23 protein-coding genes are annotated in these 25,857 nt (G+C 49.9%); 10 read left to right on the top strand and 13 right to left on the bottom strand.

The genetic code is table 11. From position 1 onward, the window contains the following. Positions 1-35: 35 nt before the first annotated feature. Positions 36-443 carry a YbaN family protein gene (locus BGL48_RS03645; RefSeq protein WP_069361388.1) on the bottom strand — a complete coding sequence of 136 codons (408 nt, stop codon included), beginning with the start codon at positions 441-443 and terminating at the stop codon, positions 36-38. Between the two features lie 423 nt (positions 444-866). On the opposite strand from BGL48_RS03645, the gene BGL48_RS03640 reads away from it, so the two are divergent. Further along, complete coding sequence (locus BGL48_RS03640) at positions 867-1,250, top strand: hypothetical protein (RefSeq protein ID WP_069361387.1); 384 nt, start codon at positions 867-869, stop codon at positions 1,248-1,250. Positions 1,251-1,383: 133 nt separating this feature from the next. Here BGL48_RS03640 and BGL48_RS03635 read toward each other — a convergent pair whose 3' ends face one another. Further along, positions 1,384-2,031, bottom strand: a complete 648-nt coding sequence (locus BGL48_RS03635; protein WP_069361386.1) for a YccT family protein — start codon at positions 2,029-2,031, stop codon at positions 1,384-1,386. 88 nt (positions 2,032-2,119) lie between these two features. Beyond that, positions 2,120-3,103 (bottom strand): porin, encoded by a 984-nt coding sequence (locus tag BGL48_RS03630; RefSeq protein ID WP_069361385.1) that lies wholly within the window; start codon positions 3,101-3,103, stop codon positions 2,120-2,122. A 538-nt stretch (positions 3,104-3,641) separates the two neighbouring features. On the opposite strand from BGL48_RS03630, the gene dinG reads away from it, so the two are divergent. From dinG to BGL48_RS03600, 6 genes are all read left to right on the top strand, one after another. Then, entirely contained in the window at positions 3,642-5,714 is a 2,073-nt protein-coding gene (dinG, locus tag BGL48_RS03625; protein WP_069361496.1) for an ATP-dependent DNA helicase DinG, read from the top strand. 14 nt (positions 5,715-5,728) lie between these two features. Then, on the top strand, positions 5,729-6,502 hold the full coding sequence (locus BGL48_RS03620) for a sulfite exporter TauE/SafE family protein (protein WP_077456629.1): 774 nt from the start codon (positions 5,729-5,731) through the stop codon (positions 6,500-6,502). A gap of 24 nt (positions 6,503-6,526) precedes the next feature. Then, complete coding sequence (locus BGL48_RS03615) at positions 6,527-7,078, top strand: primosomal replication protein (RefSeq protein WP_069361384.1); 552 nt, start codon at positions 6,527-6,529, stop codon at positions 7,076-7,078. Between the two features lie 14 nt (positions 7,079-7,092). Beyond that, positions 7,093-8,019: a histone deacetylase family protein gene (locus BGL48_RS03610; RefSeq protein ID WP_069361383.1), complete on the top strand. Its 927-nt coding sequence runs from the start codon at positions 7,093-7,095 to the stop codon at positions 8,017-8,019. Further along, complete coding sequence (locus tag BGL48_RS03605; RefSeq protein ID WP_069361382.1) at positions 8,016-8,198, top strand: DUF2496 domain-containing protein; 183 nt, start codon at positions 8,016-8,018, stop codon at positions 8,196-8,198. The genes BGL48_RS03610 and BGL48_RS03605 overlap by 4 nt, the downstream gene beginning before the upstream one ends. Before the next feature lie 581 nt (positions 8,199-8,779). Next, positions 8,780-10,210: an alanine/glycine:cation symporter family protein gene (locus BGL48_RS03600; protein WP_069361494.1), complete on the top strand. Its 1,431-nt coding sequence runs from the start codon at positions 8,780-8,782 to the stop codon at positions 10,208-10,210. Between the two features lie 96 nt (positions 10,211-10,306). Here BGL48_RS03600 and BGL48_RS03595 read toward each other — a convergent pair whose 3' ends face one another. The 5 genes from BGL48_RS03595 to BGL48_RS03575 all read right to left on the bottom strand — a co-directional run bounded on the left by BGL48_RS03595 (position 10,307) and on the right by BGL48_RS03575 (position 17,001). Continuing rightward, the gene (locus BGL48_RS03595; RefSeq protein ID WP_069361381.1) at positions 10,307-10,510 is read right to left on the bottom strand and encodes a hypothetical protein; all 204 of its coding nucleotides are present in this window, start codon (positions 10,508-10,510) and stop codon (positions 10,307-10,309) included. 135 nt (positions 10,511-10,645) lie between these two features. Next, positions 10,646-11,377 carry a 3'-5' exonuclease gene (locus BGL48_RS03590; RefSeq protein WP_069361380.1) on the bottom strand — a complete coding sequence of 244 codons (732 nt, stop codon included), beginning with the start codon at positions 11,375-11,377 and terminating at the stop codon, positions 10,646-10,648. Positions 11,378-11,386: 9 nt separating this feature from the next. Continuing rightward, positions 11,387-13,264, bottom strand: a complete 1,878-nt coding sequence (locus tag BGL48_RS03585) for a DUF294 nucleotidyltransferase-like domain-containing protein (RefSeq protein WP_069361379.1) — start codon at positions 13,262-13,264, stop codon at positions 11,387-11,389. 161 nt (positions 13,265-13,425) lie between these two features. Next, positions 13,426-15,042: a BCCT family transporter gene (locus BGL48_RS03580; protein ID WP_235607549.1), complete on the bottom strand. Its 1,617-nt coding sequence runs from the start codon at positions 15,040-15,042 to the stop codon at positions 13,426-13,428. 345 nt (positions 15,043-15,387) lie between these two features. Beyond that, the gene (locus BGL48_RS03575; RefSeq protein ID WP_198534552.1) at positions 15,388-17,001 is read right to left on the bottom strand and encodes a BCCT family transporter; all 1,614 of its coding nucleotides are present in this window, start codon (positions 16,999-17,001) and stop codon (positions 15,388-15,390) included. Positions 17,002-17,548: 547 nt separating this feature from the next. On the opposite strand from BGL48_RS03575, the gene BGL48_RS03570 reads away from it, so the two are divergent. After that, the gene (locus BGL48_RS03570; protein ID WP_069361376.1) at positions 17,549-18,772 is read left to right on the top strand and encodes a NupC/NupG family nucleoside CNT transporter; all 1,224 of its coding nucleotides are present in this window, start codon (positions 17,549-17,551) and stop codon (positions 18,770-18,772) included. A 130-nt stretch (positions 18,773-18,902) separates the two neighbouring features. Continuing rightward, positions 18,903-19,580 (top strand): pyrimidine 5'-nucleotidase, encoded by a 678-nt coding sequence (gene yjjG, locus BGL48_RS03565; protein ID WP_069361375.1) that lies wholly within the window; start codon positions 18,903-18,905, stop codon positions 19,578-19,580. Between the two features lie 88 nt (positions 19,581-19,668). Here yjjG and BGL48_RS03560 read toward each other — a convergent pair whose 3' ends face one another. Beyond that, positions 19,669-19,974, bottom strand: coding sequence for a hypothetical protein (locus tag BGL48_RS03560; protein WP_069361374.1), 306 nt, complete (start codon positions 19,972-19,974; stop codon positions 19,669-19,671). A gap of 414 nt (positions 19,975-20,388) precedes the next feature. On the opposite strand from BGL48_RS03560, the gene BGL48_RS03555 reads away from it, so the two are divergent. Then, positions 20,389-20,883 carry a fasciclin domain-containing protein gene (locus BGL48_RS03555; RefSeq protein WP_069361373.1) on the top strand — a complete coding sequence of 165 codons (495 nt, stop codon included), beginning with the start codon at positions 20,389-20,391 and terminating at the stop codon, positions 20,881-20,883. Positions 20,884-21,026: 143 nt separating this feature from the next. Here the strand turns inward: BGL48_RS03555 and choV are convergent, their stop codons facing one another. The 4 genes from choV to betA are packed head-to-tail and all read right to left on the bottom strand — an operon-like array spanning position 21,027 to position 25,840. Next, entirely contained in the window at positions 21,027-22,229 is a 1,203-nt protein-coding gene (gene choV / locus BGL48_RS03550) for a choline ABC transporter ATP-binding protein (protein ID WP_069361372.1), read from the bottom strand. 10 nt (positions 22,230-22,239) lie between these two features. Beyond that, the gene (gene choW / locus BGL48_RS03545) at positions 22,240-23,082 is read right to left on the bottom strand and encodes a choline ABC transporter permease subunit (protein WP_069361371.1); all 843 of its coding nucleotides are present in this window, start codon (positions 23,080-23,082) and stop codon (positions 22,240-22,242) included. A gap of 54 nt (positions 23,083-23,136) precedes the next feature. Next, positions 23,137-24,096 carry a choline ABC transporter substrate-binding protein gene (locus tag BGL48_RS03540; RefSeq protein ID WP_069361370.1) on the bottom strand — a complete coding sequence of 320 codons (960 nt, stop codon included), beginning with the start codon at positions 24,094-24,096 and terminating at the stop codon, positions 23,137-23,139. 19 nt (positions 24,097-24,115) lie between these two features. Beyond that, positions 24,116-25,840 carry a choline dehydrogenase gene (gene betA / locus BGL48_RS03535; RefSeq protein ID WP_069361369.1) on the bottom strand — a complete coding sequence of 575 codons (1,725 nt, stop codon included), beginning with the start codon at positions 25,838-25,840 and terminating at the stop codon, positions 24,116-24,118. Between the last annotated feature and the right edge of the window lie 17 nt (positions 25,841-25,857).

Below are 25,857 nucleotides of genomic sequence, written 5' to 3'. Positions count from 1 at the left end.
CCAATTCTCGCCGATAAAAAACGCAAACCGCCATGTTATGAATTTTCGGCCGAGCCAGCAACAGATTCCGTTTCAGGTAGGCGGAGAAACCAGCATAAGAGCACAATTAGGCAGGTAATCAGTAACGCTTTCAGCCACATCGCCCCGACGATATAAATGGAGAAACTGAAACTTGCCACTATCATGACGGTCGCGCGTCGTTTTACTTTGCGACTAATCGCGCGCTTTTGGTACCAATCGGTCAATATCGGTCCAAACGTGGGGTGGGCATGGAGCCAGTTAGCGATACGAGGAGAGCCTCGCATAAAGCAACCACTGGCGAGCAGCAAAAACGGCGTGGTCGGGAGTACCGGCAAAAAGGCGCCTGCCGCCCCCAGCGCGACCCATAACCACCCTAATCCGTTCCATAACCAACGCCATGCGGCTGTCGGTGCTTGCTGCATAGTCTCTATTACCTCTCGATTCGCGATGGTTGCGCTTGTTTACTCACGCTAAGTGTAGTGGCAGAGACGATGGAGGTACAGGATGGCGGATCAGGAATACGGTGCGGTAAGTGAACAAGGCGGTGATTAGCCGCCAAAAATAATGCCAAGCCAGGTGAGACTGGCAGGTAAGGTCGGGATTAGCAATACCAGCAAAAAGCCGATGAAGTACTTAACGTTATAAGGCTCTTTAAAATCGTGTTCCATTTTGTTACTTCACTCACAACAGCATAACAACAGTGAGCGGCTACTATAGCTCAGGTCAACAGCGCTAAAAACGGACGATTTGTAAGGTTTTAACTGAATCCTTGATTTACATCAGGGTAACAACTTGTGTGACTGCGTCATGATAAACGTCATTTTAGCCAATCAAGCGAACTGACCATGGATACAACAACCCTTGCTCAGCTGGGGCGTGAACTTAACCGCGAACGCACTGAGCTAGTAGCAACACTAACCACGCGATTGCGTGAAGACTGGGACAAGCATTGCGAAAACCTCACCATTTCGGATCTGATTAAAGAAAGCCAAGGGGTACCTGGCGCCATCCGATGTCTCGGTGAACGTTTAGAAAAAGTCGATGCGGCTTTATGTGCCATGGATTTGGAGATTTATGGCTTGTGTGCCGATTGTGAAAGTGACATTCCACTGGATGATTTAATGAAAGACGCTGCCGAGCAGCGCTGCCCGCAGTGCCGTGCGTCGAATTATTATCATCACGATCCAGCCACTCGCCAAGCCACAGCGGGAGAACGTAAAACCGTGTGATCGCGAGGCTGACTTTCGCTTGTCTCATCGTGGCTTAAACGGAACGCGCCCCGCATCAGCTGGGCGCGTTTTTTATTGACTGTTTAAAGCTGTCAAGCGCGTGGAACTAGTGGCCATCCATCACACTAGGCGCTTAATCTTGGTCAATAATCCAACGACGGAACGACTTACGCTCTTGGTCACTGGCTTTGGTATACCAAAGCTTCAACTGAGAGAGTGCATCACCCTTAATTGAAGCTTGACCTTGATCGTCCACCTCGACCAATACATCGTTGAGGTTCTTGCTTTCACCTTTGTCGATAATAATCCCGTTGGCACGGTTATACTCCGCCACCAGCGCTTCCATATCGGCATAGGCAGCAAAGCCATCACCTTTTAACTCGACGGCATCTAACGGCATCACGTCACCGTTATCGAACTCGGCTTGCCATTGCGGGTTGCCGTCAAAATAGCTGGTCGCTTGGCTTTTTACCCGCAATTTCGAGTCAATATTGATGGTGGCATTGCGGCCATCGACCTCAAGCTCAAACAGATACGGGCGGGAGGTAAAGATCACCTCTTTACTGCCGCGTTTCACTTCGCCGTCAAAGCGCATCACTAATTGGTGGGTACCGTTATCTAGCTCAATCGTCTGCTGCGGCGCCCAGTTTTCAAAACTAATTTCCTTGCCATCAACCACCGCAAACTCAATGTTACGTGCTGAAGTAATTTCTGCCGCATTAACCACACTCGATGCTATGAGAGTGCTTAGCACCAAGCCCATACCTACTACTTTTTTCATCTCTACTCCAAACCGTGATAATAAAAAAGCCGCCCTAAGGCGGCTTTTGTAACCAATGCTACATTTAGCAAGGATGGTGTAAGCTCAATTAGAACTTAACTTCCATACCTGCTACGTAGCCTAGGTCTGAATTGTCTGCGTTAGTATCGCCGATTTCTGCGTATACTTTAGCGTTGCTGTGCAGAGCATATGTCACGTTAGCGTAATAACCGTTGACATTATCACCCTCTTTTGGATCTTGGCGGTCCCAGCCTGCAGCGAAGGTAGTATTGCCCATGGTGTAATCAGCAGCCAAAGAGAAATAATCAGTATCAGCGACTTCCGCACCACCTACAACTCTTTCAGCTTCGCCATTACCATAAGAAGCTGCCAAGCCTACATTTTCAATACCTGCATACTCAACTTCAAACTGATACGCTGTTACATCTGTGCTTGAAGCTGGTTTATCTGCACCAACGTCATCAGCTTTGTAGTAATAGCCACGCATATCGAAGTCAGCTACACGGTAGCCTAAACGCGCATCGATGATAGACAGTTCTGCGCTTCCATCATCATTGCCATCGCTGTCTTGACGCGTAGAAATACCGCCATACACTGTGCCGTTGTCGTAGACGTACTTAGCCACTTGCGCACCGTGAGTTGCTTCAGTGCCGTCAAAAGATGAAATTGAAAGCTCATAATCTTTGGTGATACCAATATCATCACTTAGGAGATATTGACGACCGAAAGTAACTTGGCCGAAAGTGTCACCTTTAAAACCAACGAACAGCTCTTTGTTTTCTACGCCACTATTTGAACCAGCATCAGTAGACTCGTCTTCAAACTCAAACGACATACCCGCTAGCGCACTCATTTTTGGCGAGATTGCGACTTCGGTGTTAACAGCGATATCGCCATCGTCTAGGCGCCACATACCGTCTTTGTCATTACCAATTTCTTGCATGTACTGAACTTCAGCTGCACCAGACAAATCGACTTTAACGCCTTCTGCGTCATACAGGTTGATGCTTGCTGATGCTGAGCCAGCAGCCAGCAGAGCTGGCACTGCCATTGCTAGAATAGTCTTTTTCATGGTTAATCCACTGCCTTTTCTATTTAGTCATTATGAGTTCCTTCTTGGAACTCTGTTTTATGGTGACTGTCACTCTATTACCGGCAGCAAAAACGCTGCGAAGCACAAAATGCCAGTTCACTGAAACTTCGTGGCTAATCGTGCAGAACATTTGTGGTTCTGTCAACTCGCCGGAAGCGCATTACAACCTAGACAAAAACCACTTAAAAACAAAAACATAGCAATGTTTTATGAACTGAGATCACAGTTTATCTGACTCATAATTCGCCTTTTGATGAAAATAAACAACAAACAAAGGCAATATAAACCACCAAAAACACCAATAAAAAAATCATCTTTCAGAATAAAAAACTAATCAATCGCTTAAATCAGGCGTTTTGTTAATAAAACGGCAGATCAGCAAGATAGCGAAGAATGGTTCAAATTAAATTCGTGACTAAGATCTCATATCTGTAAGGAAATCTTGCAGTTCGCGATCGTTTTCACGTTTTTGCCTCGTGTTATACTGGCCGCCAACCTTTGCAACTCGGACCTGTTGATGCTCAGCCCTGCCGTAAAATCAGACATTCGCGCGTGCTACCAAACGCTACAAGATCAACTTCCCCACTTTATTCCCCGTAAAGCCCAAAACTATTTAGTGGCAGAGCTCGCGAAAACTCTGGCCGGTGATTACGAGCCGAAACGCCGATTATTAGTGGCAGAAGCAGGCACTGGGGTCGGTAAGTCGATGGCCTATCTGATGGGTGCGATCCCATTTGCACTCAACAACAATAAAAAAGTGGTCATTTCCACCGCGACCGTAGCGTTGCAAGAGCAGCTTGCCAATAAAGATATCCCGTTTTTTCATCGCATCTGTCCCAAGCCGTTTGATTTTATCTTGGCCAAGGGGCGCCAACGCTATTGCTGTGCACATAAGCTAAGTGCAGTGGCAGATACCGAGAGCATTCAAGGCGCGCTATTTACCCAAAAACCCAAGCGTAGCGAACAATTGTTGCTGAATGATCTTTACGAAGCGCTGAGTCGGGGCAAGTGGGATGGTGACAGAGACAGCTGGCCAAAGCCCATTGCTGATCATCTTTGGCAAGCCATCGCCTCTGATAAACACACTTGCCATGCAGGTTTACCCGCCCACCGTGGTTGCCCGTTTGCTAGAGCACGCGAAGCGATGGATAAAGCGGATGTGGTGGTGGTGAATCATAGCCTACTGCTGGCCGATTTAGAGCTCGGCGGCGGCGTGATCTTGCCCGAACCAGAACAATGCCTGTATATGATTGATGAGGCGCACCACTTGCCCACGGTGGCGCGAGACTTTTCGGCCGCCAGTGCCAGCCTGTTGGGTGTGGTCAGCTGGCTGGAAAAGCTCAATCAAGCGACGACTAAGTTGGGGAACACCGCGGATATCAAGCGTGCACATCGGTTTGTGGACAGCTTGCTAGACGCGATTCAAACCCTGATCCCAGGGTTGCGCGAAGCAAAAAACATGCTCAGCCAACTGTCGCTCAACGACGACGGTTGTTATCGCTTTGCCGACGGTGAACTGCCCGAAGCCCTGATTGCACCCAGTGAGCAGCTTAAAACGGCGAGCAAAAAAGCCCATCAAGCATTGGGAAAAATTCATGATTTGATCAATGAGCGTCTGAAAGAAAATGACATTTCGGCAAAACTCGCCGATCCGGCGCTCGCGGAAACCGCGTTTTTCCTGCAACGGTTAGAAAACCTAGAAAAGGTGTGGACCTTGATGGCTCAACCTAATTCGGAGAAAGGCGCCCCCTTGGCACGTTGGGTGCAAGCGTGTCGCGAGCGCGAAGGCGATCTTTGGGTGCATGTCTCTCCCTTAGAAGTCGGTTGGCGCCTAGATCAAATGCTCTGGTCTCGCGCCGCTGGAGTGGGCCTTTTTTCCGCTACTTTGCGTGCTCTAAATCGGTTTAGCTATTTCTGCCGTCAGGTTGGTTTGAGCGAAACCGACGGCTCGCGTTATTTAGCCTTACCCTCACCCTTTGATTACGCCAATAAAGCGCGCTTGGTGATCCCGACGATGCCTTGTGAGCCGCAAGCCAGTGCCTTTACAGAGGCATTAAACGATAAAATACTTGAGCACCTAGAAGGCGAACGTGCCTCTTTGGTGCTCTTTGCCTCCTATTGGCAGATGAAGCAAGTGACACAAGCGATTGAACGTACCTGTAAGCAACGGGGCTGGCAGCTGCTTTGCCAAGGAAACCAGTCGCGTACCGCGTTACTCAAAGCGCATCAACAAGCCGTTAATAATGATAAAACCAGCATCATTTTTGGCACCGGCAGCTTTTCCGAAGGTTTAGATTTACCGGGTAACTTATTGACCAACCTTATTATTACTAAAATCCCCTTTGCCGTGCCGACGTCGCCGGTTGAAGAAGCACACGCTGAATATATCGAGCGCTGTGGTGGCAATCCGTTTTTACAAATTGCCGTGCCAGAAGCCAGTAAAAAGCTGGTGCAATCCGTGGGGCGACTACTGCGCAAAGAAGAGGACTCTGGTAAAGTAGTGCTCCTTGACCGGCGCATTATCACCCGCAGATATGGCCAATCTTTACTCGACTCGCTGCCGCCCTTTAAGCGCGTGATCGAATCTTAAACTGATGAGTTAACATGCTGGAACTGATTGACCTCTCTACTTTAGTTATTCTGGGGCTGACTGCGTTTGTCGCTGGATTTATTGATGCGGTGGCTGGCGGCGGCGGTATGCTCACGGTGCCTGCCCTGTTATCGCTAGGCCTGCCGCCGCATGTTGCGTTAGGCACCAATAAGCTGGCCGCGACCTTTGCCTCAAGCACCGCTGCCTTCACTTATTATAAAAAGCGCCTATTTTCTCCCTCGTTTTGGCAACATGCTTTTTGGGGCACTTTAATTGGCGCCACGGCCGGCACCCTGCTGGTGGACGTGTTAAGCACCGAGTGGCTCGAAAAAGCCATACCAATCGTGGTATTGGTGGCCGCGGTGTATACCATTTGGCACCCACACCCAAAGGGTGATAACAACCAGTTACCCGCACGTTGCCCGAAGTTGCCAATAAAACAATGGAGTCAAGGTTTATCACTTGGCTTTTACGACGGGGTAGCCGGCCCGGGAACCGGCGCGTTTTGGACGGTTTCCACCATGTCGCTCTATCGGATGAATATATTGCTATCCTCTGGGTTGGCAAAAGCGATGAACTTTACCAGCAACTTCACCTCACTGGTGGCGTTCGCACTATTAGGCCATGTGAGCTGGGCACTGGGCTTAACCATGGGCGCGTGTCTTATGCTGGGTGCCTTTATTGGCGCACATTCGGCTATCCGCTTTGGTAGCCGTTTTATTCGCCCCATTTTTATCACTGCGGTGGTTATTCTAGCGGGCAAACTTGCCGTTGATGCGTGGTTTTAGCCCTCAATAAAAGAGAACAACACCATGAAAGCGCAAATCGATGCCATGGCTCAACATTTAGACCAACTCGCTGTTCAAGCGGCAGAGGTCGATCGGCGTCGCGGCGAAGCCAAAGCCCCTTTATTTGCCACGCCACTTTTTCACTGCAAAGGCAAGCTGTTAACGCCTTGTGTTAATGAAGCGCAAGGCTTATTGGCGGTGATGCGCCGCGACCATCAACAAGGCGTGCTAACGGATGCGCGCGCGACCCATATTTGCGAAACCTTGTTGGCGCAAATCACTGCACTGCAACGTGAGCTTGCCACCCAACCTTTACGTAAGCAAGAACAAGCGCGGCGTGGGCCACGGCGAAAGTCAATCGGTGAACTTTATCAAGACTTGGCCAAACACCAAGACTGGGAAAGGCGTCTCGCCGACAAACTCCGTGATGCCAACGCCAGTGTTGAGATGGCTTCCAGTCCGGCTGTGCGACAACAATACCAAAAACAGGTTCTCGCGCTCGAGCAGCGTCTAGCACGATGCACCAAAGCCCGAGAGCGTATTGAAACCACCATTACTTACCGGGAAAAGCGATAACGTAAGGAGCGAATGTGCTACCACTGATATACCATCCCATTTACTCTGATTTCCCGCTTCCCGAGGGTCACCGTTATCCTCTGCAAAAGTACCGTCTGCTCTTTGAGCGCTTGCAAGCACTTGCATTACCGGTTGCGTTTTGTCAGCCCACCACCGCGCAAAGAGAGATCATTGATGCGGTCCATGACCCCGCCTATGTAAGCCAATTACTCGAAGGCAGCTTGCCTTTGGTAAAAATGCGTCGTATTGGGTTTCCTTGGAGTGAGTCGCTCATAAAGCGCAGTTTAACCTCTCTGGGCGGCACCACCTTAACGGTAGATCAGGCATTGCGCACGGGTCTGGCGATTCACCTTACTGGCGGCTATCATCACGCCCACTATGATTTTGGCAGTGGCTTTTGCTTATTTAACGATCTAATGATTGCCGCGCGTCATGCTCTCACACAGCCAGGTATAGAAACGGTGATGATCGTCGATTGCGATGTTCACCACGGTGACGGCACGGCCGCACTGGCCTCCTCACATCCAGATATTGTGACCTTTTCCGTCCACTGTGAGAAAAATTTTCCCTCGCGGAAACCAGCATCAACGCTTGATTTACCCCTCCCGATTGGCACCCAGGATAGCGACTACCTTGATGCCTTTTTACCTTTACTCGACCTTGCACTAGCTCAGCATCGCCCCGACATGGTGATCTATGATGCGGGGGTCGACGTGCATACAGACGATGCGTTGGGGTATTTGTCGCTTACCACTGAGGGGATTTTTCAACGCGATGCAGGCGTGTTATCACGGTGTGCCGCCCACCAGATACCGGTCGCTGCTGTCATTGGAGGAGGTTATCATGACACCCATGAGCAGCTGATCCCACTGCACGAACAACTCATCCAAGCCGCTATCACTCACTTTCCCGACTTTTCCGCCAGCCTGGAGGCATCATGACCGACTCACATTCTTCCTCGTCAACAGCACTCGAAGAGGCGCCCGACGACGTCAAGCTCGCGGTCGATCTTATTTACTTGCTTGAAAGCCATGCGATTGATACCGACACAGCGCTCTCCGCGATCGATATGGTTAAGCATGATTTGCTGACTAAAAAAGCTGCGTCATCCAGTGAATAAGTCATCTTTATCTATCCGTTCGAGCAGTGTAGCTGGGGAATCAGTAAGAGCGCGCAGAGAAAATATGAGGCATTGATCACATTTCGTTCAGCGCGCATGCAACCAATATTGAGTCAAAAAATACCGGATAATATGCGAAGGCGTTGAGATGACTGCTTTAACATCAAGTAATTAGCGTCAATTCCATTACATTTTGATTACAATTTTTAGGACTGTTATTGACACCTAGCACCGCTCAAAAAACCAACAGATCAACAAACATCTAGTGTTTTGTCTCATAAATGTCGGTATTATCCGGCGTGCTCCACCTAGTGTATTGCTGTGCTAAGACATCAATATCGCGGTTAACGGTGCACTCTGGCAACAGCCGAGCATGGATTCAAAATGCTGTTGCAGATCCAACATCACGCGTCATAGCAGCCAGACATTTTGGTGCTACTGCGCGTTTCGTTGCTCACCTGCATGGACGGCAGAGATCTCACATGGACAGTGGTTGTCGACCCTCGCTCTCTCACCATGAACAATAAGTTCTCGTCGCGAAAGAGCAAGGCGTCTCCCAACAGACAAAACAGAGTTTAATGATGGAACAACTTAAAAATCTATTTGTGTCCATAGTCGATACAGGTAACGGCCTCCTTTGGGGCAGCGTACTCATTTATCTTTTGATTGGCTTAGGTTTGTACTTCACCGTGCGATCTGGCTTTATTCAATTCCGTAACTTTGGCCACATGTTCAAACTGATGGCCAACAGCCGCGATGGCGCGTCAGGTGGTATCTCTTCTTTCCAAGCCTTTAGTACCAGTTTGGCGGCGCGCGTCGGTACCGGAAACATGGCCGGTGTGGCCGTGGCGCTCTATCTGGGTGGCCCTGGTGCGATATTCTGGATGTGGCTGACGGCATTGGTCGGTATGGCAACTAGCTTTGTCGAATCTACTTTGGCGCAAGCGTACAAAGTGAATCACAACGACAAGACCTTTCGCGGTGGCCCTGCTTACTATATCGAAAAAGGCTTAGGTCAGCGCTGGTTAGGCATTGCGTTTGCTATCTGTCTGATTATCGCCTTTGGTTTGGCGTTTAACGGTGTCCAGTCCAACTCGATTGCCGCAGCAATGAATACCGCGTTTGGCTTTGATGCCTTAGCGGTTGGCATCGGCCTTGCCTTAGTGACCGCGCCTGTGATTTTTGGCGGTATGCGTTCGGTTGCGCGTGTGGCCGAGCTGATCGTGCCGTTCATGGCACTGGCGTATTTGCTGGTCGCGCTTATCGTGGTCGGTATGAATATCGAACAACTGCCTGCGGTAATCTCAACCATTGTTAAGAGCGCGCTCGGGCTTGAACAAGCGGCTGGTGGTGCAATGGGTTATGCGATCGCGCAAGCGATGATGCACGGTATCAAGCGTGGTTTGTTCTCCAACGAAGCAGGTATGGGTTCGGCACCGAATGCGGCCGCTACCGCAACCACTAAACCCAATCACCCAGCGGCGCAAGGCTATGTGCAGATGCTGGGGGTTTTTGTCGACACCATCGTTATCTGTACCGCGACGGCATCGATCATCTTGATCTCCGGTATGCTTGAGCCAAATAGCGGCCTTACGGGTATTGCGCTTACCCAAGAAGCATTAGTTAGCCAAGTGGGTGACTGGGGCGCGGCCTTTATTGCCATTGCGATTCTGCTGTTTGCCTTTACCTCGATCATTGCCAACTATTCTTATGGTGAGTCAAACATCGAGTATATATTCAAGTGCCGGAAAGCCATTTTACTCTACCGTATCGCCGTGCTCGCGATGGTATTAATCGGCGCGGTGATGGATCTACCACTGATTTGGAGCTTTGCGGACTTGTCGATGGGCATGATGGCGGTGATCAACTTGGTGGCTATCGCGCTCTTATCGGGTGTTGCGTTTGCGCTGATGAAAGACTACGAAGATCAGCGCCGTGCGGGCAAAAAACCCACCTTTGATCGCACTAAGTTCCCGAAATTGGATAAACAAATCGATAAAGACGTTTGGTAATTCCTTGCGGGGTATACGAAAAAACCACCGAGTCATCGGTGGTTTTTTGTTACTCACTGAATGAAATCGAGATTCTCACCCATAGACGCTGCGGCGTTACACACTCAACCAATAACCAATCAGCAGGGTGAAGACAAAACACGCGCCCGCATAAAAACCTAATTCAATCTTACGCGCCGTCATGTCCTCTGCCTCTTCTGGCTTTAAGGTGATCCCCCAATACGCAAAGCCAATGGACGATGACAGCAATAGCACACCGAGACCGAACGCCAACCCTTCAACCGCATGGATCAATGTCATTTTTCCTCTCACTTTCGTCACTGACTTGTAGCACGTTGATTATACGCCGTGAGAGCCACTACGAAAACCATCAGCGAAGGGTTCATTGTCTCGCCACGAGAGCCTCTACTTTAGTCGCGAGGACCGTTCCCATGGTTAGCGCCATAGTTCACTGATGGGCGTGTCCGGTGAAAAGTCATGAGCAATTTGCGCTTGCAGCAATTCAGCGGTAGCCATTGCATCCGTCAGCGCATGGTGGCTTTGATAAAAGGGCAAGTGATAACGATGACGACTGTCGGCTAAACGAATCGACTCAGGCGGGCGGCGTGCAATCCAATCCATGAAACTGCGTTTACCACTTCTGTGTTTGCGCGCTTCTAACTCCATGGTATCGACCATTGGGAAAATAATCCCCTCCCCCAAACGCTGTTTGAACGCGCGGTCGAGAAACTCCCGCTCAATACGGCGGTAGTGAACGACGACGACGGAGCCGGCCAACGCACTCAGTAAGGGCTCAATCACATGCGAAAAGTCAGGGGCATTCACGATATCCGAGTGGGTGATGCCATGAATCACAATCGACGACTCTGCCAACGGCCGATTAGGGTTAACAATCCAATGTTGCGCATGCTGACAACGAATACGATTCAGGGTAAAGGGCACCAAGCCAATACTGACGATGGCATCTTGCTGGCTATCAAGTCCTGTGGTTTCAAAGTCTAACGCTACAAAAGACACCTGAGAGACAGAGGTATCAGGCGATACCCAGCCTTGCTGATAAAACGCTTGCAAGGTCTCGTGCTGAACCGTTTCACGTTTGGTTTCCAACATGGCACGCCAGTCAACGTGGTCGGCATCCTCTTTTTTTCTCAAATCGAAATGAAGCATACCCTCCCCTTAAGACCGATTCGGCTGATAACGGAATTTCAAGAACTTCTGCGCGTTGCTTAAGATCTGAAATGCATCTTTTAAGTTTCGACGTTCAAAGTCAGATAGGTTCTCTGGCTCGATGTTGTTGTCCGGCTCACGCCCAGCCTCAATATCCAGTGCTTGATGTCGGATACGTACCATAGAAATAAACTCCATGGCATCACGTAAGTCTGGCCCGCGACCTTTCGGCAAGATCCCAGACTCGATAATATCGTCCAAGCGCTCAAAAGAGTTTTGCGAGCGTGAGTCGATCGCCAATGAATGCACCCGAATCAGATCGGCCAAGGGCGCAGTACCGCGACGCTTCAAGTTAATGGAATTGTTATGACGCCCGTCTTGCTCCATCACAAAGTCTTTGAAAAAGCCCAGTGGCGGTGTGCGATTGAGCGCATTGCGTGCCATCGCCGCCAAGAAGCGGTTGTTGCGACGAGCCCGACGACCAATAAAGGCTTTAAGTTGCTCTGCCCAGTTAGTGCGGCCATGCACGCCATCAAGGTCAAAAAAGATATTGCTGTCAAGCAGCGAGCGCGGACTGGGATTATCAATCCAATCAGCAAAGCATTGCTCCCACTCTTTCAGCGTTTTTCGCCATTCAGGGTTGGTCGCCATAATATTGCCAGTGCAATACGTATACCCGCAGGCATTAAGACCATCAGAGACACGTTTAGACAAGGCTTCAAAATAGGCATTGTGCTCACTGTGCTCATAACTATCGTCCAAAATAATGGCGTTATCTTGGTCGGTAACAATCAGTTGCTCGTCGCGCGCCATCGAGCCCATGGCTAAAAAGCAATACGGTACGGGAGGCTCACCGAGCTCTTCCTCGGCAAGCTCAAGCAAACGTTGCTTGAAACTACGGCCAATCACCGACAGCGCAGAGCCTATCATGTGTGAATTCGCGTCTTCGTTGACCATACGGACAAAGCAATCTTTCACCTGTTGAGACAGGATCACCAAATCATCCACAGATTGCTGGCGGAAAATACTCGCCACCAAAAACAAGCTGTTTTGCGACTCATAGCGCGCAATATCAGACAGGGCAACCACACCAATCGGCTTACCGTGTTGGAGCACGGGCACATGATGGAGGTTTGAGCGCAAGATGGTCAGCATTGCCTCAAAGATATACGCATTGTGGTCAAGCGTGATCAGCTGTGGTGACATAATTTCTTGCACTGGCGTCTCATAAGGCAAGCCTTCCGCTAACACCCGATTACGTAGGTCACGATCAGTAATGATCCCTAATACAGGCTTGAACCCCGTGTCAGGGTCAGGCTCATCGCCCATCACCAGAATAGAGGAGACTGTCTCTTGGGACATCACCTGAGCGGCATGCTGAACCGAGTCGGTACTTGAAATCATTACCGGATCGCGAATAATCAGTTTTTTGACCTTGGAGGTGGTCAAGTCGTTGGCTTCATTATGACTCGATACCGCTTGGCGTAACCGAGTTCGGTCTTCTACCTCAACGAAGTCAGCGAAATGCTCAAAGTCGTCAAACAAACGGTTAAACATCGCTTCAGGGATGAAATAGATCAGCGTATCTTCGATCGCTTTGGCAGGCATCCGGACACGGTTATTCATCAAAAGGCCCATTTGACCAAAGATATCGCCTTCTGAAATACGGTTGTATAAGGTGCCATTACGGCGAAATAGCTCAACGGCACCACTACGCAAAATGGCCAAATCGTGAATTTCATCGCCGTAAGCAAAAATATCGGTACCTGCGCGGTAGTAACTGATTTCAATGCTGGTTGCCACCTCAGCCACCACCTCTTCCGGCATCGCGTCAAACGGCGCGTACTGCGCAAGAAATGTCGCGATTTCAATCTGTTCAGCTTCCATAATGCTCACCTAAACCTGCATTTTATTGAAGGACGCCCAGATCGGGGCGTCCGTTCTTTCGCGAGCGGCACAGCTCAAGCGCTCGCCGGATAATAAAAAAGGCAGCCCCGACGGCCTGCCTTTCCTATCTTAGCTAACAATCAAACAGTTAGCACACCTCTTTATTTTGCGCGTGGCTCCGAAGCCAAGCCTTTAAACAAAGAGACAGTCGCAACCAGCAGCACCACCGCGAATGGGAAGCCTGTTGAGACGGCCATCGCTTGTAGGGCGACCAAGCCCCCACCAAGGATCAGCGCCACCGCAACCAAGCCCTCGAATGATGCCCAGAATACCCGTTGTGAGACCGGTACATCCATTTTTCCGCCCGCCGAAATCGTATCAAGTACCAAAGAGCCTGAGTCGGATGACGTGACGAAGAAGACAATGACCAGAATAATACCAATGAACGAGGTAATCGTCGCGAGCGGCAGGCCTTCAAGCATTGCAAACAGCGTTAAAGAAAGCTCGGCATCGACAACGGCGGTGTACCCTTCGTTAACAAACTGGTCAATTGCCGTCCCCCCAAATGACGTCATCCAAAGTACACTCGCCGCGGATGGGATCAACAACACACAGGTAATGAATTCACGCACGGTTCGGCCACGCGACACCCGCGCGATAAACATCCCGACAAATGGTGACCAAGAGATCCACCATGCCCAATAGAAGGATGTCCAACCTTGAGTAAAGTTGGCATCGTCACGACCAAATGGCATCGCCAATGCTGGCAAGTTTTCTAAATAAGCACCAAGATTGCCAAAGAAGCCGGTCAGAATCGCGAGCGTTGGGCCAACCGCAATCACAAACAGCAGCAATAAGAACGCCAGGATAAGGTTAAGCTCGGATAGGCGCTTTACCCCTTTGTCGACGCCGGCGACCACTGAGAAAATCGCCATTGCGGTGATCAACACTACCAAGATGACTTCAGTCGTTGCCCCTAATGGCGTATCAAACAAATAATGCAATCCACCCGAAGCCTGTGACGCGCCGATACCTAAAGAGGTCGCGAGGCCAAACAAGGTCGCAACAATCGCGAGCACATCAATCACATGCCCCGTCCAGCCCCAAACGCGTTCACCGAACAAGGGATAGAATACCGAGCGGATAGTCAGCGGCAACCCTTTGTTATACGCAAACAGGGCAAGGCCAAGCGCCAGCACCGCGTAGATCGCCCAAGGATGCAGTCCCCAGTGAAAAATAGTCGCTGACATCCCTAAGCGACGAGCCGCGTCTGTATCCCCCGCGGCACCGCCTAACGGTGCCCAGTCAGTCCGAACACCATTGGCATTTGTCGATGTGCCATCGAGCGCGGTTTGAAAATGTGTCAGCGGCTCTGACACACCATAGAACATGAGACCAATGCCCATACCCGCGGCGAAAAGCATCGCGAACCAGCCACCATAGCCAAAATCCGGCTTGGCTTCTGTGCCACCCAGCCTCACTTTACCTAACGGCGAGACAATCAATACTAAGCAAGCAATGACGAAAACATTACCTGTCGAGAGGAAAAACCAATCGAGATTTGCCGTTAACCAAGCACGTAAATCACCAAAAATCGGCCCCATTTTGTCTTGAAAGGCCAAGGTCACAAAGACGAAGGCCATGATCGCCAGCCCTGAGACCATAAATACACGGTTATGAATATCAAAACCAAACGGGCCCACTTTTAGAGCGACGTTATCCTGACCCACTTGGTAGTCAGTATCGATCGGATTCACCTGACCGTCTGGCGTCATCATATCTTCATGGCTTTTATCGCTCACACGTAAACTCCTTACTCCGTCTACTCGGCAACCTGCCATTGTTGCTGAACGCTGTCTGGGTGACACTCGATATCGAGGTATACGTCAGCCCACAAAAAGACACAATGACAGAAAAGTCAGCAAGAATATCACACAAGCTAAAGAGGTGAATAAAGGCTTGGCGAGCTTGGTCAAGGATTAACCACTTCACGACTCTTCATATCAGGGGAATAGACATTAGCGGCAGAAAAGGTCTGATAAGAAAGAGGGGAATAAAAAAAGAGGCAGCGCGTAGTGCGCTGCCTCTTTCGTCATCGACGATGATTACCGATGTTTTGCTAATTAAGCACGCGGCTCTGAGGCCAAACCTTTAAACAGAGACACGGTAGCAATCAGCAACACAATGGTGAATGGGAAGCCTGTCGAGACCGCCATTGCTTGTAGGGCGACCAAGCCCCCACCAAGGATCAGCGCAACGGCGACCAAGCCCTCGAAAGATGCCCAGAACACACGTTGTGGTACAGGCACGTTCACTTTACCACCGGCAGAAATGGTGTCGATAACCAATGACCCTGAGTCAGACGAGGTGATAAAGAACACCATGACCAGGATAATGCCGATAAAGGATGTGATCGCTGCCAGTGGCAGATCATCTAGCATCGCAAACAGTTTCAGTGACAGCTCTGCATCTACGACGGCTGTATAGCCTTCATTGACGAACTGACCAATTGCGGTGCCGCCAAAGGCCGTCATCCACAACACACATGCAGCTGATGGGATAATCAACACACAAGTGATGAATTCACGCACGGTACGGCCACGCGATACGCGCGCAATAAACATACCGACGAATGGGGACCAAGAAATCCACCACGCCCAATAGAAGGATGTCCAGCCTTGGGTAAAGTTGGCATCTTCACGGCCAAATGGCATTGACAGCGCAGGCAAGTTTTGCAGATACGCGCCCAAGTTACCAAAGAAGCCTGTCAGGATAGCGATGGTTGGACCTACGGCAATCACGAAGATCAGCAGTAATAGCGCAAGTATCATGTTGATTTCAGACAGGCGCTTGACCCCTTTATCAACACCAGCAACAACCGAAAGAATCGCTGCCCCTGTGATACCCATTACCAATAACACTTCTGTGGTATCACCTAGCGGTGTATCAAACAGATAGTGAAGACCCGCCGATGCCTGTGAGGCCCCTAAGCCGAGCGATGTCGCAAGACCAAACAAGGTCGCGATGATTGCCAAAATGTCAATCACGTGGCCCGTCCAGCCCCAAACACGCTCACCGAACAGTGGGTAGAACACAGAACGCATGGTCAAAGGCAAGCCTTTGTTATACGCAAACAGTGCCAGGCCTAACGCCAATACTGCGTAAATCGCCCATGGGTGCAAGCCCCAGTGGAAAATGGTGGCAGACATACCTAAGCGGCGCGCCGCCTCTGTATCGCCGGCAGCAGCCCCTAAAGGCGCCCAGTCAGTGCGAAGGCCATCAGCCCCCACGGATGTCCCACCTAGCGCCGTTTGGAAATGCGTCAATGGCTCTGATACCCCGTAGAACATCAGACCAATACCCATACCAGCAGCGAAAAGCATTGCAAACCAGCCGCCGTAGCCGTAGTCAGGCTTCGCTTCGGTACCACCGAGCCTCACTTTACCCAGTGGAGACGCAATCAGAACTAGACAGGCAATGACAAAAATGTTTCCTGCTGAAAGGAAGAACCAGTCTAGGTTTGAAGTTAGCCATCCACGTAGATCCCCAAAAACAGGACCAATTTGGTTTTGAAAGGCCAGGGTGACAAAAATGAAGGCCAAAATAGCCAGCCCTGAGACCATAAATACTCGGTTGTGAATATCAAAACCAAACGGGCCGAGTTTCAGTGCCACGTTATCCTGACCGACCTGATAGTCAGTATCGATCGGGTTAACCTTCCCGTCTGGTGTCATCATATCTTCATGGCTTTTATCGCTCACGAGTTAACTCCTTAGTCCGTTTATTCGGAAGCCTGTGAGTGTTGGTGGTGCGCCCATTATTTATTGCCGTTCAAGCCATCTTTATCAGCAATAAAAGACCAGCTGTCACCACACAATCCGCTACATTACCACATCTGAGAAAAAATTTAATTAGGCCCCTAACCAAATGTTTACTTTCTGACCAACCACCTAATTCTAACTTCCCTCCATGTCCCGATTTTACTGGCCTTCCCAGTTATTTGAACTCTTTATTTCAGAACAATAAACAATTTAGTTAATAGGCTTGAGAATCCCTAAGACCCTTTTAAAATCATAGTCGTATTTTCCACCATTGCGAAGCAAATATCGCGAGCATGACAGTCTTCACGCTTGGTCATCGCGCTTTCTCATATCACATCCCCCTTCATTGCAACAAAATGCAAACACAATTCAAACAAAGTGACTCTTGTCACATCTATAAAACCACGTACAATACCGCCGCAATCGTTTTCCATCCTAAGTTTAACGTTTGCGGAGCAACATCATGCAGTTTGGCATTGGCCTTTTGGGGATTAGCGTCCTCTTTCTTGTCGCAATGGTTTTTTCTGAAAATCGCGCCGCGATTAACTGGCGCACCGTTGGCGGTGCATTCCTGATACAAATCGTCTTTGCTGGCTTTATCATCTCGGTTCCCCTAGGCCAGCGTATTTTAGCCAATGCATCTGAAACCGTCTCTGCGATCATCAGCTTTGGTGACATTGGTGCCGAATTCCTCTTTGGCGATCTCGCTACATTCAAACTCGGTTTTATATTTGCCTTTAATGTATTACCCACCATCGTTTTTTTCTCTGCCCTGATCGCCGTGCTGTACCACATTGGCGTCATGACATGGATCATTCGCCTGATTGGTGGACTACTACGACGTGTACTCGGCACATCGCGTACAGAATCTATGTCTGCTACGGCCAATATTTTTGTTGGCTCTGTTGAAGCGCCGCTGGTCGTTCGTCCTTTTCTTGCTGCCATGACACGCTCAGAGCTTTTTGCTGTCATGGTGGGCGGGCTCGCCTCAGTGGCTGGCGGCACTATGGTCGGCTATGCCGGGCTCGGTGTGGAAATGAAGTATCTCATTGCAGCGGCGTTTATGTCGGCACCGGCAGGACTCATGATGGCAAAAATCATGGTGCCACAAACCGAAACGCCGATGAGTCAAGCGCAACACCAATCAGTAGAAGACGCACAGGATAAGCCAGTCAACCTGATTGATGCCGGCACGCAAGGCGCATTAAGTGGCTTACAAATCGCCATGGCGGTGGGTGCCAGCTTATTGGCCGTGATCAGCATGATTGCGCTTATCAATGGTGGCTTAGGTAAGCTTGGTCCGATGGTACACGTGCCTCAGCTAAGCCTTGAGTGGTTATTTGGCTACCTGTTCGCGCCCGTCGCTTGGTTAATTGGTATCCCTTGGCAAGAAGCCATGACCGCAGGCACCTTGATTGGTAAAAAAATCGCCGTGAACGAGTTTGTTGCGTTTGCTGATTTTATGAACCTAAAAGGCCAGTTATCCGCCCACAGTCAAGCTATCGTGACATTTGCACTGTGTGGTTTTGCCAACTTGACGTCCATTGCCATGTTGATGGGCGGCCTAGGTGGTATCGTACCCGAACGCCGTGGCGACATTGCTAAACTCGGTATGCGAGCCATTCTCGCGGCGACGCTAGCCAACCTGATGAGTGCGACGCTCGCTGGCCTCTATCTTTCCCTGTAACGACACAGCGTATTCGCTCGCGACCACGCACACTGTTTCTCACCATGGACGGTGAGTAAAAAAATAGACTCGAAAACCGCATTGGCACTCTGTTACACTTAGTTAACTTTACGTAAAGAGATGTAATAACATGCGATACCCATGGGTTTTATTCGATGCCGACGAGACCTTGTTTCACTTTGATGCCTTCTCTGGCCTACAACGTCTATTCTCACATTATGATGTCGATTTTGATCATCAGGCGTTTGCCGAGTACTCCGCACGCAATAAACCACTGTGGATACAGTATCAAAATGGCGAAATTGACGCCCAGACTCTACAGACCGAACGCTTTACTTACTGGGGAAAGCACTTAAACGTCGCCCCTTCCACCTTAAACCAAGGCTTTTTAGATGCCATGGCAGACATCTGTGAACCATTGCCAGGGGCACGGGAACTGATCGACGCCATTTCCCCACATGCCCATATTGGCATCATTACTAACGGATTTACGGCTTTGCAAGATATTCGTTTAGAAAAAACAGGGTTGAAGGATGCGATTTCTACGTTGGTTATTTCCGAACAGGTCGGTATCGCTAAGCCTGATCCACGTATTTTTGAACATGCGTTTGAAAAAATGGGCCGCCCGCCGAAAGAAAAAATATTGATGGTGGGTGATAACCCACATTCCGACGTCCTTGGCGGGATGCAAGCGGGCATTGATACATGCTGGCTAAACGCTGATAACACGCCCGTGCCTGAAGATATTGCGCCGACACACCAAGTTAGCTCCTTGCATCAATTAAAGAACTGGCTACTGCCGACCTAAACATGGATCCAAAAAAAAGAGAGCAATCATGCTCTCTTTTATCAGCGCCGCCATTGTCCACAGCGGCCTAAACGCCATCGCGCGTCGCTTAGCTGTGGTCACCTTTGATGAATGCAGCTTGCTCTGCGCGCTCACCTTGGTCGGTGCTAGCGACAAAGTTGATTGAGCGGCTGTTTTGGTTTTGGGCATGGATAAATACACGACCAGACTCATCCGTTACCTTCGCATCCAGACCCGATTCGCTGGCGACTTTAGCGCCTTTTACCGCTTGACCTTGTTCAGTGACCGTTACCCAAGCGCCCCCTTCTGCAGGGTCTACATTGAGGTTCAGACCACCCGCCATCACAGACGTTGAAGCGAACGCTAGGGCAAAGATTGCAGCCAATTTTTTCATGGTTTGTTTCCTCTTTCGTAATGGGTTGACGGCTATTAAACGCAAATTGTGCCGGCGATTTGTCACCTCAATGTCTCCATTTCTAAAACCTGGTTTCAGAGAGTCATCAAGGTGCTAGCACGGTTCAATATCGCCGTTGCGTTATTGCCTTGGAACGAGAGTGAGATTACGCCTGAAATACCGTGACGACAATCACAATAATATGAATAACTCGTTCGAAAAATTTCACAAGACGGCGGCAGTTATTCGGCGTAGAAAAGGGGAAGATGGGGAATATTTTTCTGTCCAGTGATCGACTTCACTCCCATCCTCGTTTTCACCCTTGCAACAAAGTGATCCTTCCCAAGTCGTCACCAAGAGTTGCAATAAGGCAACTTATTGGGTGGGGAAACGAACGCAAAAGGGAGAACAATGATGTTAACACGCACGATCTCGACATTAGCTATCACTGCGACATTGCTGGTTGGAATGGGAAGCGCCGTTGCTGCCCACCATAAAGGCGAGCATGACATTGTTGATACGGCGATGAAAAATGACGACTTTTCAACCTTGGTGGCAGCCGTAAAGGCAGCGGATCTGGTTGATACTTTGAAAGGAGAAGGCCCATTTACCGTCTTTGCCCCCACTAACGCAGCCTTTAACAAGTTACCTGACGGCACGGTAGAATCGTTACTCAAGCCGGAAAACAAAGGCAAGCTCACCGATATCCTGACCTACCATGTCGTTCCAGGAAAAGTAACGGCTGAGCAAGTAATGGGAATGTCTTCCGCGACCACAGTGCAAGGCAGCGACGTGATGATTAAAACATCGTACGGGGATGTAAAAGTCGATAACGCCACCGTCATCAAGCCCGATATCATGACCACTAACGGCGTTATCCATGTGATTGATACCGTGATAATGCCCTAGCACCTTATTCGTCTCGCGTTCAAAGGGCGCTTGTGAAGCAATATGGGCGAGACAGCAAGGATAGATAAGGACGTAAAAAAACAGCCTACTCCGCGAGTAGGCTGTTTTATTCATCCGTCTAGTGACGACGCATGCAGCGGATTTTACGCCGCTTTATCCGTGCACTTTTGTTGAAACTTACCCAACAGCGCGTGGTAGAAGTCATGGTCAGATAAGGTGCCAACCAGTTTTCCTTCTTCGATGAGTAACACCGGTTTAACAGTGTGGTAGCGAATTTCAATCGCATCACGCATTTCAATGTCAGGCGAGGCAACCACTATGGTGTCGTCTCCAACTTGTGACAGATCTTGAACGTCTTTTTGCCATTCAACGACACGCAAGGGTTGTGAGCCAGCCGCAGCTGACAAGCGACCACCCTGCTCTGCGGTAACCCAAATATCACGCTGCTCACACACTTTCCAACGGTTGTCGACATGTGGTAAGTCGTCAACAGACTTCATCATCGACCGCCCTTTCAACACATTTAGTGGATTGGTATGAGCCACAAAGTCACGCACATAATCGGTCTCGGGACGCAGCACAATGTCTTCAGGCTTACCATGTTGAATAAGCTGGCCCGATTCCATAATGGCAATGTTGTTACCAATTTTTAGTGCCTCGTCCAAATCATGGCTCACAAACAAAATCGTTTTATTGAGCTTTTTCTGCAGCTCTAGCAACTCGTCTTGCAGCTGCGCGCGGATCAGTGGATCCAATGCCGAGAAAGGTTCATCCATCAGCAGAATATCACTGTCCATCGCGAACGCACGGGCTAAGCCAACGCGCTGCTGCATACCACCAGACAGCTCGTGCGGGTATTGATAAGCCCAATCGTCCAACCCGACCATTTCTAGTTTTTCCAGCGCTTGTCTACGACGTTCTTTCTTGCTGATACCTTTCATTTCCAGACCAAAAGCAACGTTATCAACCACTGTCAGCCAAGGCATAAGCGCAAACTTTTGGAACACCATAGACGCACGGTTAGTGCGAAGGTGGCGAAGGGTTTGCGAATCAACCGTTGCCATGTCGACCATTCTGTTGTCATCACGAAGTTCAAGGCTACCGCGGCTGATGGGATTCAATCCATTCACCGCGCGCAGTAGACTCGATTTCCCTGAGCCCGATAAGCCCATCAAGACGCAGATTTCACCTTCTTTCACATTGAGTGAAACATTGTCCACGCCCACGACTTGACCGGTTTTCTCGATAATCTCTGAGCGGCTTAATCCGTTATCAAGCAGGTCCAGTGCTGGCTTAACATTGTCGCCAAACACCACGTCTAAATTTTTAATTGCGATTGCGTCCATGGTTTCCCCCTTATTCGTTGCCTTGATTTGGTGCTTTACACAGGCGGTCAAGAATGATGGCTACCAATACAATCGCCAGACCCGCTTCAAAACCTTGAGAAATGTTGACGGTATTCAGTGCACGAACCACTGGTTTACCTAAGCCGTCAGCACCGACCAACGCCGCGATAACCACCATCGATAGTGACAACATAATACACTGGGTGACACCGGTCATAATGCTAGGTAGCGCCGCAGGCAACTCCACTTTAAACAATAATTTCATACGGTTAGCACCAAAGGCGCGTCCCGCCTCTACCAACTCTTCCGGTACGCGGGTGATACCAAGATAGGTCAAACGAATCGGCGCCGCGATGGCAAAAATGATGGTAGAAATAAGACCTGGGACAATGCCCAAACCGAACAACACCAAAGTTGGGATCAAATACACAAATGGTGGCACCGTCTGCATCAAGTCCAATAAGGGCCGCATAATGGTGTACACCAAGGGCCGATGCGCGGCCATTATCCCAAGCGGTATGCCAATTAATACGGAAATCGTTGTCGCGGCAAATACCAGAACAAAGGTTTCCAGCATCTCTTGCCAGTAGCCCAGGTTGAGGATCAACAAGAGCGCACTCACAACAAAGATCACGATGGAAATTCGACGCTGCAGGTACCATGCTAAGGCGGCTGTCATGAGGATCGGCCCTGCCGCTGGCATCCATTTAAAAATGTCGACTAATAGTGTGATGGTCGTATCTAAGCCAATTGAGATCGCATCAAAAAAGCCGGCGGCGTTCATGGTTAGCCAGTCAACGCCATTTTCCATCCATTGACCGAGTGGGATCTTGTTATCTGTAATAATATTCACAATAAAACCTTAGGGGCGGCATTAACACCGCCCTCTCCTTCTACACTTTTTTATTTACGCTTCAGTCTTGTTTAGATATTCAGTGACTGCTTCAACCGCGTTCTCACCATCAATGGTAGTCACGCCATTCAGCCACTTGTTCAACACACTTGGGTTGTTACGCAACCATTCGCGTGCTGCAGCCTGAGGCTTTTCACCGTCATTGAGGATTTTGCCCATCATTTCGTTTTCCATCTTGAGGCTGAACTCAAGTTGCTCGAGCATTTGACCGACGTTGGAGCACTGCTCGACATAGCCGCTACGTACGTTGGTATGAACCGTGGCACCGCCATAGTTCGGACCAAAGTACTCGTCCGCACCCGATAGGTATTTCATATCAAAGTTGCTGTTCATTGGGTGCGGGGCCCAGCCTAGGAAGGCAACCCACTTGTCACGACGCACGGCACGAGACACCTGAGACACCATGCCCGCTTCACTGGATTCGATGAGACGGAAATCACCCAGATTGAAATCATCGGTATCGATCATTTTTTGAATCTGGCGGTTACCGTCGTTACCTGGCTCAATGCCATAAATGCGTGAGTCGAACTTGTCAGCGTATTTCGCGATATCTGCGACGCTAGTAACACCTGCATCGTAAACATACTTAGGCACGGCGAGCGTATATTTGGCACCTGTTAAGTTGGCGCGAACGCTGTCGATCGAGCCATCGTCAAGATACTTTTTGATATCGCCTGTTTGCGTAGGCATCCAGTTACCGAGGAATACGTCGATGTCGCCCGACGCAAGTGATGAGAAGGTTACCGGCAAAGACAATAGATCGGTTTGTGTCTCGTAACCCATGCCTTTCAGCACTTCAGTAGTGATGGCAGTCGTTGAGGTCACGTCTGTCCAACCGATATCCGAAAAACGGACTGTCTCACACTGATTAGCCGCGGCGCTAAAGGCGACCATTGAGCTCAAACCCACTGCGGTCATCAGAGTTTTGCTGGTTTTACGTTTATTCATTGACATCTTAGTTTCCTTGTAATGCTTACTGATTAGTTTCTAGTGTGTGCTCACCGACGGTGGCATCATCACTCTGCGCGTTTTGATTGCGTTGCTTGTGCTGCCACTCAGCCGCAATCCATACTGGCACCTGCTCGGCAGGCAAGAGTGGCTTTTCAAGGATCATGTCAGCGGCGCGCTCCGCTACCATGATGGTTGGGGCATTCAGGTTGCCGTTAGGGATGGTTGGGAAGACAGACGAGTCCACCACACGCAGCCCTTGAATTCCGCGTACACGGCACTGCTCATCAAGCACGGCCAGTGCGTCATCATCGGCACCCATCTTGCAAGTACACGAGGGGTGATACGCGCTTTCCACGTTATCTTTCACCCAACGGTCAATCGCTTCATCAGACTGAACATCATTGCCTGGCTGAATTTCATCGCCGCGGAATGCATCCATCGCGTTTTGCGCCATGATTTCACGGGTCAAACGAATGGTGTCACGCCAGTCTTGGCGATCTTGCTCGGTGGTAATGTAGTTAAATAAGATTGACGGCTTATCGTGCGGATCAGCTGATTTGATCCTTACATGGCCGCGGCTCTCTGGTTTATTCGGGCCGACGTGCACCTGGAAACCATGGCCAGCAAACGCGGCTTTGCCGTCATAACGCATTGCAGCTGGCAAGAAGTGATACTGGACGTTCGGCCACTTCAACCCTTCGCGAGAACGAATAAAGGCACATGACTCAAAGTGGTTGGTCGCCCCCAAGCCTTTACGCGTCAAAATCCACTCGGTACCAATCTTGCCTTTGCTGATAAGACCTAACTTGCTGTTAAGCGTAATAGGCTGCTGACAGTGGAACTGAAAGTAGACTTCGAGGTGATCTTGCAGGTTCTCGCCTACACCCGGCAGCTCATGCTTGACGTCTACGCCGGCTTTCTCGAGCACATCTCGCGAACCAATCCCTGATAGCTGTAGTAGCTGTGGGGAGCCCACTGAACCCGCACTGGAAATGACTTCTTTGTCGGCCATCACATGCTCGATGTTGCCGCCTTTTTCAAATTCCACGCCCACCGCGCGCTTGCCTTCCAACAAGATGCGGCGTGTGACCACACCTTTTTTCAAGGTCAGGTTGCTACGCTTCAGTGCGCGGCGCAGATAAGCGTTTGACGTAGACGCACGCACGCCTTTATCGACGGTCATATGCATAGGGCCAAAGCCCTCTTGCTGATAACCGTTATAATCTTTGGTTTCTGGGTAGCCCGCTTCGACACCCGCATCAATAAAGGCTTGATAGAGCGGGTTTAATTTCATGTCGTTACCGTTACATGTGCCCACCGGGCCATGACCGCCACGATAGGTATCGGCTCCGCCAGACCAGGTTTCCGCGCGCTTAAAGTACGGCAAACAACTTGCGTAATCCCAGCCATTAGCACCGTGCTCAACCCACTCTTCAAAGTCACATGCGTGACCACGGACATACACCATGCCATTAATCGATGAGCTTCCACCCAGCACCTTGCCACGCGGGCAATGCAGTTGGCGGCCATCAAGGCCTGGCTCAGGCAAGGATTCAAACTGCCAAGCGTAGCGCTTGGTATTCATCGGAATCGATAGCGCCGTTGGCATCTGAATAAAAATGCTCTTATCGGTACCGCCGGCTTCCAGCAATAACACTTGATGTTGGCCTGACTCGGTCAGCCGATCAGCCAATGCGCAGCCGGCCGAACCCGCGCCGACGATAATATAATCGTAGCGTTGTGACATATTGGTCGCTCCGTTAG

Origin of the sequence: Salinivibrio sp. SS3, from assembly GCF_001722105.1 — a bacterium.
Classification (GTDB): Bacteria; Pseudomonadota; Gammaproteobacteria; order Enterobacterales; family Vibrionaceae; genus Salinivibrio; species Salinivibrio kushneri.
The sequence above is the reverse complement of the archived record's forward strand: the minus strand, read 5'-3'. Positions and strand labels throughout refer to the sequence as shown.